Raw genomic sequence first — 18,585 nt, 5'->3', positions numbered from 1 at the left:
CCAACAAAGGTGTGCAATGATTTCAAGATTCTTTGTAATATTCAGTTTATTGGTTCTGCCTGCAATGGCGGTCGCCGACGATACGATCGACACCGCACAGTTGAAGTTCTTCGAATCCAAAGTGCGGCCTTTGTTAGCGTCGAAGTGCGTGCAATGTCATGGTGCCGAGAATCAAAAAGGCGAATTGCGGCTTGACTCGCTTGCCGCGATGCTCGAAGGCGGGGATAGTGGTCCAGCTGTGGTGCCCGGAAAAACGGATGAAAGTCTATTGATCGAGGCGATCAATTACGAATCGTTCGAGATGCCGCCGGAAGGTCAATTGAGCGACGACGCGATTGCCATCTTGACGCGATGGATAAAAATGGGCGCACCGTGGCCGGACGCCAAATCGAATCTCATTCGCACATCGGAGAAGGCTTTCACTGACGAAGATCGTAACTGGTGGGCGATCCAGCCGGTCCGCGAACCAAGCGTACCGGACGCGAAGACGGAATGGGCGCGGAACGAGATCGACCAGTTTGTTTTCCGGCAGCTGGACAAATCCGGGCTTCGGCCTGCCCGCGAGGCCGACCGATACGAACTGGTGCGGCGGGCTTACTTCGATCTCCTCGGTTTACCGCCGACGCCGGAACAAGTGGATGCGTTCGTCAACGACGAGAGCGAGGATGCGTGGCAGCGATTGATCCACGAACTGCTGGAAAGTCCTCGCTACGGCGAACGCTGGGCACAGCATTGGCTGGACGTCGTGCGGTATGCGGATAGTGACGGCTACAATGAAGACGCCTTCCGTCCCGGCGCCGGCGCTTTTCGCGACTACGTCATCCGTTCGCTGAACGATGACAAGCCCTACGACCAATTCGTTCGCGAACATCTGGCCGGCGACGAAATCGCGCCCGACGACCCGAGCGCCTTCATCGGCACGGCCTATTTGCGCCATGGGGTTTACGAGTGGAACCAACGCAATGCGCGGATGCACTGGGACCTGATCATTAACGAAATGACCCGCGTCACTGGTGAGGCGTTTCTGGGAATCGGCATCGGCTGCGCTCAATGCCACGATCACAAATTCGATCCGATTCTTCAGAAAGACTACTACGGCCTACAGGCGTTTCTGTCATCGGTGGCGTGGCCCATGAATCGAGCCCTGGCAACGCCGGAAGAGATTGCCGCTCATCAGGAACAGCAACAGGTATGGGAAGAGGAGACGAAGGCGATCCGTGATGAAATGCGCTCGCTCGCCAAAGACGCCTTTGACAACAAGCAGAAATCCGTCGTCGCTCAGTTTCCCGAAGATATTCAGAAGATCTGGCACAAGCCCGAATCGGAAAAGACCACGTACGAGAAACAATTGTCGTATCTGGTGGACCGTCAGGCGGATCGCGCAGCATCTCGCTTTGATTATCCCAAGGCACTGAAGAAGAGCCCCGAGAAGCTCAAGCAGTACCGAGAACTTGAAGCAGAGTTGAAAAAGTATGACTCACTCAAACCAGCGCCCTTGCCGAATGCCTTTGTCGCCACGGACGTCAAAAGAGAACCCGCGCCGACCTATCTACTGACACGTACGACGAAAGAAGCGGTGGAACCATCGTTCCTTGCACTGCTCGGTGCTGAGCCGCCGCAGATCACGCCCACCGCAACGACAACGGGACGCCGCACCGCGCTGGCTGATTGGATCACTCGCGATGACAACCCGCTCTCGACGCGCGTGATTGTGAATCGCATCTGGCAACGGCATTTTGGTCGCGGAATTGTGTCGACGCCCAATGATTTTGGGACGTTGGGGAATCCCCCCAGTCATCCTGAGTTGCTCGACTGGTTGACGCGCCGTTTTCTCGAAGGCGGTTGGAAAATCAAACCGTTGCACGAACTGATCATGAACAGCGCCGCTTACCGAATGAGCGCGCGTCGCGAGCCATTAGCGACAGAAGAGAAGGTCGATCCAACGAATCGTCTCCTGTGGAGGTTTCCGCCACAACGGCTGGATGCCGAGCAGGTGCGCGACGCCATGCTCGCCGTGTCCGGTGAACTCAAACAGCGCGTGGGAGGCGCTTCGGTCAACGGCACGTCACCATATCGCAGCGTATATGTCAAGAGAATGCGAAACAAACCAGATGAAATGCTCGCCGGTTTTGACGCCCCTTTGGGCTTCGAATCCGCGGCCGATCGCGTTGCCACCACCACGCCTATTCAGTCACTGCTGCTGGTGAACGGAGAATGGAGCCTTGAGCGATCGCGCGCCTTTGCCCGACGATTGCTAAATGGCAAAAAACAGCTTGAATTGGACGACGTGCGCACTGCGTATCAATTGGTGTTTGGCCGTGAAGTATCGGAGAGCGAACTCAGCGAAACGTTGGCATTTGTTCACGATCAGGAAAAGGTGATCCCGGCTCCGGTGGTCGTCGACAAGTTTCCAAACGAAACCGGCCTGCGTCCGGTTCGGCAACAGTTTGGCTCGGTGAACGATTTTGGTCTCGGCGGAAAAACACTTTGGATCCAGCCTGGCAGCCGCTTCGAACGGCTGTACGTGGAGAAGGCGGAAGGCCTAGATGGCCGGTTCACGGTTGAAGTAATCGCGATTCTCGATCGGCTCTATTCAAATGCCAGCGTCAACACGCTGATTTCTCGCTGGAACGGCAGCACAAAGACCAACGGCTGGAGTATCGGCGTTACAAGCAAGAAGTCGGCTTATCAACCGCGCAATCTCATCGTGCAGTTGGTCGGCCGGACGTTTCAGGATGAACCCGCTTATGAAGTGGTTGCTTCAGGTTTGCGATTTCCACTGGGCAAACCCGTCTATTTTGCCGTGTCGATTTCGGCGACCACGTCGCCCGACAATCCGACTAGTGGAACGGTCACATTCTATATGAAGGATCTGTCCGATCCGCAGGCGCGATTAGAAACGGCAACCGTCGAAACATCCGTCGTCAGCCGAATTCAAAATCCCCAAATGAAGATGGTCACCGGTGGTCGTGACGGGCGCGGTCATCAATGGGATGGCCAGCTTGCTCGGCTGACGGTTAGTCGCAGTGCGCTGCCCCGTGAACAACTACTGGTCGGCGGCGACGACGTAAAGGCCAGTCGTATTCTGGACTGGACGTTCGAAGGCGATAACGGCGAACAACCCGCGCCGGACACCGGTTGGCTGCGGCAAACTCCGCTGGATGCCGGATCACTTGCCTCAATGAGGGAGCTCAACGCTGTGACCGACTTCTGCCACGCACTGTTTAATTCCAACGAGTTCCTTTACTTGCACTAAGGTGCAGGATGGATTGCCGTTCCGCCAAATTTATAGCGAGTCGACTTAACATTCCGACCACCGAAAGGGTTTCATGAGTTGTCATCAAGTCGATCACCCCGGTTCACGACGTGAGTTCCTGTGCAGCGCCGGCGGGGGTTTCGGTGCATTGGCGTTTGCTGCGCTGAACGGAAAGTCACTTTTCGCCGCCGCACCGGAAAATCCTGTTGCCAAGAAGATCCCAAGCCAAATTGGCAACGCCAAGAACATCATTTGGCTGTTCATGGAAGGCGGACCAAGCCACCTCGACTTGTTCGACCGCAAACCAGCGGTCAATAAGTTGGCCGGACAAACCTTGCCGGAAAGCTTCGAACGTCCGGTCACGGCCATGGGTGAGGTCAATTCACCCATCTTGGAAAGCAAGCGAAAGTGGGAACAGTGCGGCGAAAGCGGGCTGTGGATTTCCGATTGGCTGCCACACCACCACGGCATCGCCGACGAACTGTGCGTGATTCATTCGTGCGTTTCCGACGGCATCAATCATGCGGGAGGGGTTTGCCAGATGAACACTGGCGCGGTTTTCGGAGGCCGGCCGTCACTTGGGGCGTGGGTATCATATGGGCTCGGTACACCGACTGAGAGCTTGCCGACGTTTGTCGTGATGAAGGACAGCAACTCGATGGTCGTTAATGGAGCCCGCGCCTGGGGCTCCGGCTTCATGCCGTCCAGTCACCAAGGTGTATTGTTCGAGACTGGGGCCGAACCGCTTCGTAATCTGAACAATCCCAAGGGCATTTCCAACACACAGCAGCAACGTAAGCTCGAATTTATCAACCGTTTGAACCGTCGTCATTACACCAACCGCGAGTCGAACTCCGAACTGGAGGCGCGCATCCGCAGTTACGAACTCGCCGCGAGAATGCAAGCTGATGCGCCGAGTGCGATCGACTTGGATCAGGAACCAAAGCACATCCAGGAACTGTACGGCATCGACCAAAAAGAAACCGCCGTCTACGGTCGCCAGTGCCTCTTGGCTCGCCGACTGGTCGAGCGCGGTGTGCGTTTCGTGCAACTCTACTCCGGCGCCGGCAGCAAATGGGACAGCCACAGCAATATCGAAACCAACCATGCCCGCCTGTGCCGCGGCGTCGACCAGCCGATTGCGGGACTGATTGCCGATCTCAAACAGCGCGGATTGCTCGACGAGACACTGGTCGTTTGGGGTGGCGAATTCGGCCGGACTCCGATGAGCGAGAAAGGCACAGGTCGGGACCACAACCCGACCGGCTTTACGATGTGGATGGCGGGCGGAGGGGTGAAAGCAGGGCAGACAATCGGCGCAACCGACGACCTCGGACTGTACGCTGTCGAAGACAAGCTTCACGTCCACGACATCCATGCCACAATCATGGGCTTGCTCGGCATGGATCACACAAAGGTCGTTTACATGCACAAGGGACGCCCCGAACGTGTCGATTTGAACGAAGGGCATTTCTTCAAGAGGATTCGCTCTACGTAGGGCGACCCCACTGCTTCGAACCACTGTGCCGTTGCCAAACCGTTAGATGCCCAACGAGACCGACACATGTCTATGATTTACTCGATCCTGCTCGTCTCCACACTCTTCGCGGCAGAGGATACATCGCCCGTCGCGCAATGGGACTTTGGCACCGAGGAATCAACGCCTCTGACAGCCAAGGGAAACGTGCAACGCGATCAAGCCGGACCGAGGCCGCCGGAGTTTCCCGACATGGCCGCGAACAACACGGCTGTGCGCATCGATCGTGGCGGATATTTTGTCGTTGCCGACACGGGACCGAACAGCAAATTCGACTTCACCAATGGCGACGCAATCACAATGGAAGCATGGGTCAATCCGTCCAACATTCGTGAAGGACAGATCCGGTACGTAGTCAGTAAGGGCCGAACCGGTTCACCGAAGTTCGCGCGAGACAATCAGAACTGGTCGCTGCGCTTGGTGGGCGCCCAGGGCGAAGCGCGACTGAGTTTCCTGTTCGCTACGAAGCTGTCCAGCGAAGACAAACACTGGCATCGCTGGGATTCGAAAAATGGCTTTCCCGTCGCCACAGGTTGGCACCACATCGCTGTGTCGTATCGCTTTGGCGATCCGAAATCGATTCGCGGTTGGGTCAACGGCAAACCGACCGACGGCACATGGAGTTATGGCGGTAAAACCAAGGATCCACCAGTCGTCGATGATGACGTCGTCCGGATCGGGAATGGCTTTGTGGGCCTGCTCGACGGAATCGCGATCTATCGCGCGGCGCTGGATAACAAGACGATGGCGGCGAGGTTTCGTCGCGTTGGAAAGCCGCGCGTGGCGATACCCCAAAAGGAAGTCATGCCCGAACTGGCCGACATCCCCGATGGTGGCGTGCTGGTGCAACTCTGCGCGGGTTTGCCGACACGTGACCGATGGCTCAATGAAGGCGAACAATGGCCCAGTGAATCTGTTCGCTGGATCGGGGATACCTTTTTGCTGCCGCGAATTCCGTTATGGTACGACTCATGGGGCATTCGTTCGAGCTGGAATGCTCCGGTACTGTTGCGAATGGCGGGCGATGTCGAACTCCCAGCCGGAAAGCATCGTTTCCTCATGCGCACCCGCGCATTGGGACGGTTGTGGATCGACGGCAAGGTCGTTGCGCGAACCAAACCAATCACATCACGCCCGCCAGACGGTGAAGAACGCGTCACGCCCGTCGCCGAACCACCGTTGCCCGGATTGCGGGCTCACGGATATCACCAGCAAGAGGCGTTTGGCGAGGCAACGATCGAATTGAAGACGAGCCGCAAGACACGGATCGTTTTGGAACTCGTCGTCGGCGGCAGCGGACACCGCACGGAGACCGGTGAAATCTGTGTGGCGATCCTTTCGAGGGATGGTAAGAGTTTTGAACTGCTTGGCGGCAATTCGAAACGAGTACCTCTGACCGACGCAGCCATCGAGCCGGCTTTGTTACGAGTTGAGAAATTGCTCGCACAATTAGACGACGAGCGCCGCCGCAATGCGGCTGCATCGCAGGACGATTTCTGGAAAAAACGACATCGCATGGCCGATACGTGGTTGAAGAAAAGTCCCCCGCCGGTAGTCCCGCGAACCGACGACGGTGATGTCCTTCATCCGATTGACGCATTTGTTGGAGCGAAGATCAAACGCGCTGTTGCCGCTGCGGCAGACAGCGACGCCCGGCAAGCTGAACACTTCCACGGCAAAGTCCTGCCGATTTTGAGAGAACACTGTATTCGTTGCCACGGCGAGAAGGACAAAGGAGGTCTGAAGTTGGATTCGCGCGAGGCGGCGCTCAAAGCTGGTGATTCGGAGATACCGGCGATCGTCCCCGGAGACTTGGAAGCGAGCGAATTGATCGTACGAATTCGTGACGGTGATATGCCTCCGTCGGATGACGGTTTGTCTGGGGAACAAATCAAACTGTTGGAACAATGGGTGAAGGAGGGTGCTCCGTGGCCTGCCCCTCCGTTGGCTGCAGCTGATGTTGCCTTTTCGGCGGTTATTGATGACGAGGCTTTCCTCCGCCGCATCTATCTGGACACAATCGGTATTCCGCCCACAGCCGATGAAGCACGCGCGTTTCTCGCCGACACGAATCCCAACAAACGGAGCAGCCTAGTCGACCAACTACTCAGCGATGTTCGTTTCGCTGACCGCTGGATGAGCTTTTGGCTGGATCTGCTTGCGGAGAATCCGTCGCTGCTGAATGCATCGCTGAACAGCACCGGACCGTTCCGCTGGTTCCTATATGACTCATTGCGTGACAACAAGCGGCTGGATCGCATGGTCACAGAACTGATCATGCTGCGCGGTGGAGCTGCCGAAGGCGGCAGTGCGGGATTTGGGCTCGCGGGAGAGAACGACGCTCCGTTTGCCGCCAAAGGCCATATCATCGCTTCCGCGTTTCTGGGTATCGAGTTGGAATGTGCCCGCTGTCATGACTCGCCTTATCACAGCACGACGCAAAGCGACCTCTACGCGCTGGCCGCCATGCTCAGCCGCAAGCCGGTCACCGTTCCGAAAACCAGTCGCGTCCCGGTGGCGTTTTTTGAAGGCCAGAAGACGCGAGAATCGCTGATTCAGGCGACGCTCAATCCTGATCAACCGGTCCGTCCGCATTGGCCGTTTGCCTCGGTCACAGGGGCAGTCGACGGCGAAAACATCGACCAGCTCATGCAAAAACCAACCGACACACGCGAACGACTTGCCGCCCTGATCACCGCTCCGCAGAACGCACGCTTCTCACGCGTTATCATTAATCGAACCTGGAAACAGTTGATCGGAGCAGGAATAGTGGAACCGGTCCATGACTGGGAAGGTCACGCCGCCAGTCATCCGGAATTGCTCGATTGGTTGGCGCACGAATTGATCAGCCACGATTACGACTTTCGTCACATTGTGCGGCTGATCGTATCATCCCGGACATATCAACGCGCGGCGGTTGGAAAAAACCGTAATGCTTCGCCAGGGCAGCGTTTCTTTAATGCCCCCGAGCGTCGTCGTCTAACAGCCGAGCAGATCGTCGACTCGTTGCACCATTGCACAGGCCGTCCCATCGATGTTGAAGAACTCACCTTCGTACACGACGGACGCCGTCCGCTCGGCAGTCGCCAAACCTTGGGACACCCGACCCGCGCGTGGATGTTCGGCGATCTGAAAAATGAACGGGATCGTCCTAGTTTATCGCTACCCAAGGCTCGCGCGGTAGTTGATGTTCTCGAAGCATTCGGCTGGACAGGCGCACGGCAAATGCCGATTGCCGAGCGCGAAACCGACCCCAATGTTCTGCAACCGGGCGTCCTTGCCAATAGCACGTTGTCGGCCACACTGGCGAGAGTCTCGCATCAAAGCGAATTAGCGGAATTGGCCATTGCGGCCGAATCGGCAGAGTCTCTCGTTGACACGTTGTTCCTGCGCATCCTCAGCCGTTTGCCGAAACCGGACGAACGAAAGGTGTTTGCCCGTGCACTGACAAAGGATTTTAACACGCGTCTCGTTCTGCACGACAAGATCGTTCAACTTGAAGAACACCCACCGCTACCACAGGTTACGTGGTTCAACCATGGACGTCCAAAAGCAAATGCGATTCAACTAGAAATCGAACGTCGCGTCCTCGCCGGTCCGCCGCCGGACCCTCGTCTTACGCCGAGTTGGCGTGTTGTCTATGAAGATGTCGTCTGGAGCCTGATCAATCACCGCGAGTTCGTCTGGATGCCGTAATGGAGATAAAATCATGCAATCGTTAACCTCGCTCAATCGTCGTAGATTTCTTGGTGCTGGTGCGGCGGCTAGTTGTAGCCTCGCTTTAGGGCAAGCTACCGTCGCCGGTCCATCCGACGAACTCCTTAAAGGAAAAGCCGAACATGTGATCTCGATCTGGCTGGGCGGCGGCATGGGGCAAATCGACACGTTTGATCCAAAGAGAAAAGGTGACCCGAAAAAGAAGCTGGCAGGCTCCTACTACGATTCCATCGAAACAGCCGTCCCGGGTGTGCGAGTCTGCGAGCACTTGCCACAACTTGCCAGGCTGATGGATCGCGTCACGGCCGTACGCAGCGTACATCACGAAGTGATCGACGAACACGCCGCCGCCACGAATCGCATGCATACTGGACGACCAGTCAGCGGAACAATCACGTATCCATCAATCGGATCAATCATCGCGCATGAACGAGGCGCTGCCCACGACGGAACTCCCCCTTATGTATTGATAGGCTATCCCAACGTTACACGGGGTCCAGGGTTTCTCGGCACACGCGACAGCTACCTTTATCTGATCGACACCAGTCAAGGGCCGGCCGGACTGTCTCGCCCCGACGGCATCACATCGCAGCGGCAGTTGCGCCGGGAGGAATTCCTATCCGTTCTCCGTCGCAATGCCGATCCGACGACCGACCAGCGATTGCTGGATTACGAAGCGGCAATTGCACAAAGCCTTAAATTGAGCGGCCCAGAGTTCATGCGCGTTTTTCAACTCGACCGCGAACCGGCCGATCTGCGAAACCGCTATGGCGGCGAGTTTGGACAACGCTGTCTGCTCAGCCGCCGACTTGTCGAACACGGCGTCCGCTATATTGAAGTATCGCACAATCTCAACTTCCTAAACGGCATCGGCTGGGACGTCCATAACGAAGGCATTGTGAACCAGCACAAACTGATTCAAGAAATGGATACAGCGGTCACCGCATTGATCAATGATCTCGAAGCGAAGCGACTGCTCGACAAGACCTTGATTGTCATTACTACCGAATTCGGGCGCCCGCCCGAATTCGACAGCGGTGGCGGGCGTGGTCATCAAGGCAGCGCCTTTAGCTGCGTTCTCGCTGGCGGTGGCCTATCGCATTACGGAGCCTGGGGCGAAACTGACGAAATCGCCAAGAAGATCGTTTCTAATCCCATTAGCGTTCCTGACCTATTCGCCACGATCTGTGCCGCTGTCGGTGTGGACTATCGGAAGAACCTATACGCCGGCGACCGCCCGGTTCCCATCACCGATATGGGCCAGCCGATTGCCGATCTACTCGCGTGATGTGTTTCGTTAGGTTTAACTTTTGTGCTGACGAATCTTGACGGAGAATCGGTGTAGTCGAGAATTTCAGTCCCATCTGGCAATGGTGCATTTGCTCAGAAACTGTGTTTCGTGTGCAATCCAAGCACCGGATAGATTGTCAGAAGGAGCGTTTGAATCGGCCAACTCGCCAAGTAAAGACGCGGTGACGGTTTTCGGATTGTGACTCTGTACTCTCTCTTAGCTGATCGACTGGCAGAACTCTGGCTAAAGAAGTTGTCAACCATCACATATGCCAAAACACGACTGAATTGTCTAATCCGATACCGACCAGATTATTGAGACTCGCTGTTCTGCCAACGATTGATAACACGTAGCCATTACCCAAAAGAGCCAAGTGCACAGTTGAAGTCTAGCTGCCGAGAAGCTCCAATGATGGACTTATGCGAGTAACTCGCGGTCTTGAATCACTGACAACGAACTTACGACTGAAGCCACACAATGAAAAATCGATTGCACTACTCGTTTCCATGCACCGTTGGATTCGCCACGCTGCTGATAGTTGTCCTAACTGCCAGTCGGTCTAACGCGGACTCGCCCCAAGGCGTCACTTCGGGAGTTGAGAAACCGTTGCGGATTGCTCCACGGCCGGGAAATGGGCGCAACAGTGAAGGAGATTTTATCCAACTGAAGGATGGTAGCCTGCTGTTGGTATACTCCAAATTTATTGGCAAAGGAGATCATGCGCCAGCTGAACTTGTGGGGCGCTATTCGTCTGACGGCGGAAAGACCTGGGACGCCGCCGACTTTCCGATCATTGCTCGAAAGGACAGTGATGCGAACCTGATGTCCGTCTCGCTGCTGCGGTTGGCCGATGGCCGAATCGCCCTGTTCTACGTTCAAAAGTACAACAGTCCATCGGGATCGAAATACCCATATCTGGATAACATCCTGATGCGGACTAGCACCGACGAAGGCGAGACTTGGTCCGAACCGACGCACGTCGTGCCAAAAGATCAGCCGGGTTATCGCGTGTTGAACAACGATCGCGTGATTCAACTGAAGAGCGGTCGTTTGGTCGTGCCGCTGGCCGTCCACTACCTGCCGGGTTGGCCTGGATTTCAGAATTCCGCGGACATCGTCTGCTATTTGTCCGATGATCAAGGCAAGTCGTGGCGGGCAAGCAAGAGTACGCTGAAATCGGAACTGTTGGCTCAGGAACCAGGTGTCGTAGAACTGACGGACGGCAGTCTGCTGATGTTCTGCCGCAGCCGCGACTGTCAGCTACTCTCGCATTCAAAGGACGGCGGCCAGACCTGGTCGCCTCTAAAACGTTCTGACTTAACTCAACCCACCACATCCCCGGCATCCATTGAACGGATCCCGACGACAGGTCATCTGCTGCTGGTATGGAACAATGGCAATGATCCGCTGGCAGCTGTTAAGCCGGTCGGTCGCCGCCCGTTCACCGCCGCTGTTTCCAAAGACGAAGGAGCCACGTGGGAACACATCCGGAATCTTGGAACCGATCCACAAGGCTGGTACTGCTACACCGCCATCGAGTTTGTCGACGACCATGTTCTCTTGGCCCACTGCGAATACCCTGGGCTGAATTCGCTTCAGATCACGCGCGTGTCTATCAGTTGGCTTTACAAGTCAACCAAAGTCCTCAATGAAAAGTAGACTTCCTATGAAAACTGATCGATCGCCGACACTGCAGCAGCAAGTTCAGGCGATTTCTCGCCGACACGTTTTGCTGTCGATCGGTTCGAACGCGGCAGCGCTGACTGCGCTCAATTGGCTGCATCCTACTTCAGCGCTTGCTGCTGACGATTATGAGCCATTGAATCGCTTTCCGCGAATGGTCCATGAATGGTTCGTGAAGCAGGTGCGGGAGTCGGGCCTTCGTCACATCGAACAGCTAAATCGACTCAAAACGAAAGCCGACGCGGAACAGTACGTTCGTGATACCCAGGCTCGCATTCGCCAGTCATTCGGTCCGGAGCCGGAGCGTACTCCATTGAATCCGCGAGTTACAAAAACGATTGACCGTGACGGATATCGGATCGAAAACGTCATTTTTGACAGTCGTCCTGGATTTCCCGTGACTGCCAATGTGTACATTCCTGTGGGACGAACGGGACCACTACCGGCTGTCGTCGGCACCTGTGGACACTCCAAAAACGGAAAGGCCGCGCAAGCCTATCAGTCGTTTGCCCAGGGACTAGCTCGGCTGGGTTATGTTTGTTTGATTTACGATCCAATTGGCCAGGGTGAACGGCTGCAATACGTTAAGGACGATCTGTCTTCGCAAATCGGCGTGGGTGTACGCGAGCACTTGCACGCTGGCAATCAGCAGTTCTTGGTCGGCGAATTCTTTGGCATGTGGCGAGCATGGGACGGCATACGGGCGCTGGATTATCTGCTGACTCGACCCGAGGTCGATAAGCAGCGCGTTGGCGTGACTGGCAATTCGGGCGGTGGCACGATGACGACCTGGCTATGCGGTGTGGAACCGCGGTGGACGATGGCCGCTCCGAGTTGTTTTGTGACGACGTTTCGTCGCAATATGGAAAACGAATTACCGCAGGACACGGAACAATGTCCGCCTCGCGCTCTTGCTCTCGGTTTAGATCATGCCGACTTTCTCGCGGCCATGGCTCCCAGTCCGATCATAATTCTCGCCAAGGAACGCGACTATTTCGACGTGCGCGGTTCGGAAGAGACCTACCAACAGTTGCGGCGGCTGTATAGTCTGCTGGATGCCGAAGACAACGTGGCCTTGTTTGTGGGCCCGACTGGCCATGGTTACTCGCAAGAGAATCGCGAAGCGATGTATTCGTGGTTCAACCGAGCAAGTGGGCTCGCCTCCGATGACGCGAATCAGGAATTCGAGGGAGTTCTTACGGCACAACTTGACCTCGCATTCTCCGCAGAACCAAAGCTCACGATTGAGAAAGATGAAACACTGTGGTGTACCGAGAAAGGACAGGTTGGCCTAATTGACGGTACTCGAACCGTGTTTGAATTTACCCGCGAGAAATCAAAACAGTTGGCGTCTGACCGCAAGTCACTCAGCGGCGCGGCACTGCGTCGGGCGGTGGTGGACGTGTTGAAGCTGCCTGCTAAACACGAGGATGTGCCAGACTACCGCAACTGGCGGTACCTCGGCTCACGCGGCTATCCCACAAAGTTCGCGATGGCTTACACCGTCGACACCGAGCCGGGCATCCACACCATTGTCTATCGTCTGACCAATAAAAGTTGGCATTCGCGACCGCCTCGTGCCGGCAAACGTGCGATTCTATATGTGCCGCATCTTTCCAGCGACAACGAGTTGCGCGACGAACCATTGATTCGCGAAGTGATGCAGGCAGAACCCAATTCACCCGTCTTCACCTGCGATGTTCGCGGGATTGGTGAGTCGATTCCGGACACGTGCAATCCGGGTTCTTTCCACACCGCGTACGGCAACGATTACTTCTATGCGATTCACAGCCTGATGCTGGATCGGCCGTACCTCGGCCAGAAAACTTTTGACGTCCTGCGAGTTCTCGATTGGCTGGCATCCTTAGGTCACACCGACATTCATCTAGTCGGTCGGGGCTGGGGAGCGCTCGCGGCAACGTTCGCTGCCGTCATATCCGATCAAGTCAAGCAAGTGACGCTTAAAAACGCACTGACCTCGTATGCAGACATTGCCGAAAGTGAACATTACAACTGGCCGCTGTCGGCATTGCTGCCCAACGTACTGGCACAAGTCGATCTTCCGGACTGTTACTCGGAACTGAACTCAAAGAATCTACGCCGCATCGATTCGTGGGGTGCAGAGCCTCCGGGCAAATAGCTGATGCGTTCACAGACTCGCCCAATAAGGCGGCCGATCGCTGACGGCCGACTACGCCCGACGAGTCGAGGGCCACAATCGCGATCATAGGGTCGCGGTGGGAGCCGATGCACCATCCTACCAAGCCAATAGCGTTGGCCATTCGGTTTGACCAATTAATCCGGGACGGATCTGATGATTGGCCAAGTTCGTAATCAATGGCACGAATGAGGCCATGGAAATTGTGCTGTTCTCAATCACCGGCAATACCAGCGGTTGCGTGTTTCCCTTTATTTTCAAACGCAAAGAACTTGTCGTGACCGTTTTCCTCAGTGGGAAAAGTGATCAGGATTACCCGAAAGCAGATTTGTTTTCGAATCCATACTGACTCTCCATCCACATTCAGAGCGTGCAATATCTCAATATCACGGTTAGAGTAGAAGATTGCCCCAGAAACCGTTGATCGCCGCACTCAATGGAACATCGCATATGCTTAGTACACTCCGGTTGCTCATCGTAATCACGTTATTCATTTTATTTCAGCGCCCCTTATGCGCCGCCGATGATTTACTGGACGGCTCCCACTGGAAGCGTGATGGCTTTGCCGTCGCTCGATACGAAATTAGCGGCACGGGAAGCAGGAACAATCCGCTGCGGCGGAAATTAAGCGCCCCGTTTGCGGGCGATGAACTATTCGTTCGATTTCGTATTCGTTATGACGCTGATTCCATCGACACTCCGGAGCAGGACAACGGCGAATTCTTCGTGTTGTGGTTGGACAGTGCGGAAGGGAGTGACACGACGACACATAGTGGTGACGTGCCGAACTTGGGGCTTCATGTCTCAAAAGGCGAGAACCGGTTCATGGTCCGGTATTCGTCGGGGCGGGAAAAATTTGGGCCTGCGCTAGAAGGCAATCGCGAATTTCTGATTGTCGGGCGGCTTTGGAAATCGGTGTCCGGGGACGATGAACCATTTGACCGCTTTGATCTCTGGGTGGATCCTAATGGCGACGAAGAATTCAAACCCAGTGCATCAACAAACAGCCAGAAGTCAATCACGACTGTGAATTGGATTGGTTTCTCGACCGGCGCAAAAACAGAAGCGGGCGATCAGATCGAAGTGTGGGACGTCGATCTCGCTGCAACATGGGAATCGATTCTCAACCTTCCGCCGAAAAAGAAATCGGTCCCGACACCACCAGCGGTTGTTCAACGGACTGTCAATTTTGATACCCACGTACTGCCATTGCTCAAATCCCGCTGTTTCGACTGTCACTCTGGTGACGAGCCGGAATCGGGTGTGCGTCTCGATCTGGTTGATGAAGTGTTGAACCAAACTGTAGTCGGCAACGCTGCGAAGAGTCGTCTGTTTGAAGTCGTGGAACATGGCGAGATGCCGCCGGAGGACGAACCGCTCGATGCCGATGAAAAAGCGATTCTGAAGGCATGGATTGACGAGGGTTTGGATTGGAATGAAAAGCTGCTGCCCACGCCGCCCCCAGTGACCGATCATTGGGCGTTTCAAAAGATCCACCGGCCCAACGTGCCGGATGTTAAGAACCAGCAATGGGTCCGGACGCCAGTCGACGCCTTTATCGCCCATCGGCATGAAGAATTGGGGCTGACACCGGCGCCGGAGGCGGACGCGCAAACATTGAAGCGTCGACTTTCGCTCGACCTAACGGGTCTACCACCGTCTGGCAACAAACAAACGGTGGATTATTACCTCGCCAGTCCCGCATACGGAGCCCGTTGGGGGCGACATTGGTTGGACATCGTGCGCTGGGCAGAAAGCAATGGGCATCAACACAACCGCAATCGGCCACATGCTTGGCGATATCGCGATTGGGTCGTCGACGCGTTTAATGATGACAAACCCTTTGACCGCTTTGTACTCGAACAGATTGCCGGTGACGAATTGGAACCGACGTCCGACGAAAGTGTGATCGCCACCGGCTTTTTGGCGGCGGCACGCTACAGCGGCAATGAATTGGACAAGTCGATTCAACGCAACGACATTTTAGTCGACGTAGCCAATACGACAGCGCAAGTGTTCCTGGGACTAACTATGGAATGCGCACAATGTCACAGTCACAAGTTCGATCCAGTTTCAATTCGGGATTACTACCGTTTCCAAGCGTTTTTTGCACAAGGTCAACCTGAAAACGTCATCATCGCTGAAGATGAAACGGTCCGCGCGTTGATCGACGAGTATTGGCAAATTTTCGATAGTGTCCACGACCGCATCGTGAATGTTCGACGCAAACAGGGACATCCTGAGCCGATCTATGTCACGCCCACAAGTGTCATCAATGGAATGCGCAAGAGCGAAAAGGCCCGTTTTCAGGAATTGCGGAAGACCCTTTCCGAATTTCCCCAAACATGGGGGTACTATGCGCCCTCCACCTCGGAGCGCCCCCCACTGGTCGCACCACTCAACATGCGCTGGCCGCTCCCACGTATCGACGGAGATTCGCCGGTTATAGAGACGGCCATTTTGTTACGGGGGGACGTGCAGTCACGCGGCCCGATTGTGCAACCCGGCTGGCCGGCGTTGTTCGGTCCCATGCCCGACCAATCAGAGAAACCCAGATCACAGTTGGCAGCGTGGATGACCGACCCCGCGAATCCATTAACCGCCAGGGTCTGGGTGAATCGTCTCTGGCAATGGCATTTCGGTCGTGGATTGGTCGAAACGAGCTCAGATTTCGGGACACAAGGAAGCAAACCGACCCATCCGGAATTGCTGGACTTCTTGGCAAGCGAATTAATTGATAGCGGCTGGAGCACCAAACACATTCACCGGTTGATCGTCGATTCGGCAACGTATCGTCAATCCTCACAGTTCCAACCACATAATTCTGAAACCGATCCTGACAACAACATGCTGTGGCGGTGGCTGCCTCGGCGGTTAGAAGCGGAAGCGATTCGCGATTCCATCCTGGCCGTATCGGGCTGTCTGGACGCTGAAACGGGTGGTCCCAGCGATACCGGACAATCCAAGCGACGCAGTCTGTATAGACATCAAAAACGTGGCGCTCTGCCGGTCCAACAGATACTTTTCGACGGGGCCGATGGAATTACCGTTTGCTCTCATCGCCGCGTCTCCACTTCCGCGTTGCAACCCTTGTGGTTGCTCAATAGTCACTTCGTCCAAGAAAACGCGACTGCATTTGCCCAGCGGGCGAAATCAGTGGAAAATGCCTTTCATCTGGCATTGGGGCGAAAACCAACTGCTGTGGAATTAACGGACCTCAAGGCTCTGGCTGAGCAGGCCGATTTGCACAGCGCGTGTCTAGCGATATTAAACTGCAGCGAGTTTCTTTATATCCCATGAGTAACCCAATGATTACACGTCGAAATGTGTTAACGGCCACCGGCTGCTCAGCCATGACCTTGGCATTACGTGCATTGATGGCCGACGAAACTCCTCCCACGATGCCGGTACAGGCACCGCATCGCCCGCCGCGAGCGCGCAGCGTGATTTCATTATTCATGTCGGGGGGACCTAGCCAAGTCGATACCTTCGACCCCAAACCAGAACTGGCCGCACTGGCAGGCAAGGATGTGCCAGAGTCGATCGCTAAGACCGTTCCGAAAATCAAACGCGCCGGTTTGAAAAACTTGATGGCCTCTCCCTGGGCATTTCATCGTCATGGACAAAGCGGACTGCCGATTTCGGAATTGTTCCCAAACATCGCCAAGCACGCGGATGACTTGTGCGTGATTCGCTCCATGACCCATCGCAATCCGATTCACGGTCCAGGCGAGTGCGTTGCACTGACCGGGGACGCAACGGGGCACAGGCCAAGTTTGGGCGCCTGGTCATTGTACGGCCTGGGAACCGCCAACCGGCAATTGCCCGCATACATCACGATGAATCTACACACCGACGGCATGCAACATCCGCAAGCGGCCGGGTGGTCAAGTGGATTTCTTCCAGCACGCTTTCAAGCCACCGTCGTCGATCCGAACCAGGGAATCCAAAATATCGAAATGCCCGAAGGGGTCGGGAACGAACGGCGACGACAAGAATTATCAGTGATCCGCAAGTTGAACCGCCGGTTTATGGATTCTATCGGCCAGCACAGCGAATTAGAGGCCCGCATTCGAAGTTACGAAACGGCGTTTCTGATGCAAACCTCCGCCCCGGAGTTGTTTGACATCGATTCCGAAACAATGGAGACGATGCAGTTGTACGGGCTAGGGGACGACGCCACAAGCACCGTCGGTCGTGGCTGTCTGCTAGCGCGACGCATGGTGGAACGGGGAGTTCGCTTTGTGCAGATTCGTGTGGGCGGATGGGATGCGCATGGAAACATCGCCGGAAATCACAAGCGAATGGCCAAACGAACGGATCAGCCAATTGGCGGGTTATTGCAAGACCTCAAACGCCGGGGTTTGCTCGACTCCACACTCGTGGTGTGGGGCGGCGAATTTGGCCGCACACCGACCATGGAAGGGCGGGGCAAAGGTCGCGATCATTCGCCAGCCGCCTATTCTGTTTGGCTTGCCGGCGGCGGCGTGACGGGAGGGAAAATCATTGGCGAAACCGATCCGATCGGCTACGTCGTGACGCAACGTCCAGTCAAACCGACCGATTTGCACGCAACCATCTTATCGGCAACCGGGCTGGATTCCGACCGGTTGATTTTCGATCACCACGGCCTGAAAGAAACCCCACTGGGCGTCACTGGGGGCGGGGTCGTGCAAGAAGTGTTCTCCTGATCGACGCCGGGTAAATAGTCGTCTTGAAACAAGAGTCACCCCGATTCAAAACCCTCAACAAACCAATTGCTCTTTTTGTAAAGAGACGTTGTCGGCGGTTAACACTGCGCGAGTTTCGGCGCCCAATCGTTGCGATCACCATTCCAGAGGGGTGCAAAAACAATGCTATCCCACAAAAACGACAGCACGTTATCGAAAACACAGACAGGCACAGGAAGTCCCTGCTATTTCACCTGCTGTTGCTGCTGATCG

At 55.6% G+C, this 18,585-nt stretch carries 9 protein-coding genes; all 9 read left to right on the top strand.

The genetic code is table 11. The features are described 5' to 3' along the window. The first annotated feature begins 16 nt into the window (after nt 1–16). The 9 genes from CA54_RS04335 (at nt 17) to CA54_RS04295 (ending at nt 18,333) form a co-directional block, all read left to right on the top strand. A complete protein-coding gene (locus tag CA54_RS04335) occupies nt 17–3,256 on the top strand; it encodes a PSD1 and planctomycete cytochrome C domain-containing protein (protein WP_197532195.1) in 3,240 nt (1,079 codons plus the stop codon). A gap of 73 nt (nt 3,257–3,329) precedes the next feature. After that, a complete protein-coding gene (locus CA54_RS04330; protein WP_146369624.1) occupies nt 3,330–4,754 on the top strand; it encodes a DUF1501 domain-containing protein in 1,425 nt (474 codons plus the stop codon). Nucleotides 4,755–4,820: 66 nt separating this feature from the next. After that, nucleotides 4,821–8,489 (top strand): DUF1553 domain-containing protein, encoded by a 3,669-nt coding sequence (locus tag CA54_RS04325; RefSeq protein ID WP_146369623.1) that lies wholly within the window; start codon nt 4,821–4,823, stop codon nt 8,487–8,489. Nucleotides 8,490–8,499: 10 nt separating this feature from the next. Then, on the top strand, nt 8,500–9,798 hold the full coding sequence (locus CA54_RS04320; RefSeq protein WP_390816723.1) for a DUF1501 domain-containing protein: 1,299 nt from the start codon (nt 8,500–8,502) through the stop codon (nt 9,796–9,798). 480 nt (nt 9,799–10,278) lie between these two features. Further along, on the top strand, nt 10,279–11,460 hold the full coding sequence (locus CA54_RS04315; protein WP_146369621.1) for a sialidase family protein: 1,182 nt from the start codon (nt 10,279–10,281) through the stop codon (nt 11,458–11,460). 7 nt (nt 11,461–11,467) lie between these two features. After that, nucleotides 11,468–13,624, top strand: coding sequence for an alpha/beta hydrolase (locus tag CA54_RS04310; protein WP_146369620.1), 2,157 nt, complete (start codon nt 11,468–11,470; stop codon nt 13,622–13,624). Nucleotides 13,625–13,802: 178 nt separating this feature from the next. Then, nucleotides 13,803–13,991 (top strand): hypothetical protein, encoded by a 189-nt coding sequence (locus CA54_RS04305; protein ID WP_146369619.1) that lies wholly within the window; start codon nt 13,803–13,805, stop codon nt 13,989–13,991. Nucleotides 13,992–14,092: 101 nt separating this feature from the next. Next, a complete protein-coding gene (locus tag CA54_RS04300) occupies nt 14,093–16,942 on the top strand; it encodes a PSD1 and planctomycete cytochrome C domain-containing protein (RefSeq protein WP_146369618.1) in 2,850 nt (949 codons plus the stop codon). 8 nt (nt 16,943–16,950) lie between these two features. Continuing rightward, on the top strand, nt 16,951–18,333 hold the full coding sequence (locus CA54_RS04295) for a DUF1501 domain-containing protein (RefSeq protein WP_197532194.1): 1,383 nt from the start codon (nt 16,951–16,953) through the stop codon (nt 18,331–18,333). Nucleotides 18,334–18,585 lie beyond the last annotated feature (252 nt).

The sequence above is a fragment of the Symmachiella macrocystis genome, from assembly GCF_007860075.1.
In the GTDB taxonomy this organism is placed as follows: domain Bacteria; phylum Planctomycetota; class Planctomycetia; order Planctomycetales; family Planctomycetaceae; genus Symmachiella; species Symmachiella macrocystis.
Note: the sequence above shows the minus strand (reverse complement) of the source record. Positions and strands in the feature narration are given on the sequence as shown.

What these genes read in the sequence shown, in the direction of transcription:
- CA54_RS04325 (WP_146369623.1), top strand. Translation starts at nt 4,821, where the DNA reads ATGTCTATGATTTACTCGATCCTGCTCGTCTCCACACTCTTCGCGGCA.
- CA54_RS04300 (WP_146369618.1), top strand. Translation starts at nt 14,093, where the DNA reads ATGCTTAGTACACTCCGGTTGCTCATCGTAATCACGTTATTCATTTTA.
- CA54_RS04295 (WP_197532194.1), top strand. Translation starts at nt 16,951, where the DNA reads ATGATTACACGTCGAAATGTGTTAACGGCCACCGGCTGCTCAGCCATG.
- CA54_RS04315 (WP_146369621.1), top strand. Translation starts at nt 10,279, where the DNA reads ATGAAAAATCGATTGCACTACTCGTTTCCATGCACCGTTGGATTCGCC.
- CA54_RS04335 (WP_197532195.1), top strand. Translation starts at nt 17, where the DNA reads ATGATTTCAAGATTCTTTGTAATATTCAGTTTATTGGTTCTGCCTGCA.
- CA54_RS04310 (WP_146369620.1), top strand. Translation starts at nt 11,468, where the DNA reads ATGAAAACTGATCGATCGCCGACACTGCAGCAGCAAGTTCAGGCGATT.
- CA54_RS04330 (WP_146369624.1), top strand. Translation starts at nt 3,330, where the DNA reads ATGAGTTGTCATCAAGTCGATCACCCCGGTTCACGACGTGAGTTCCTG.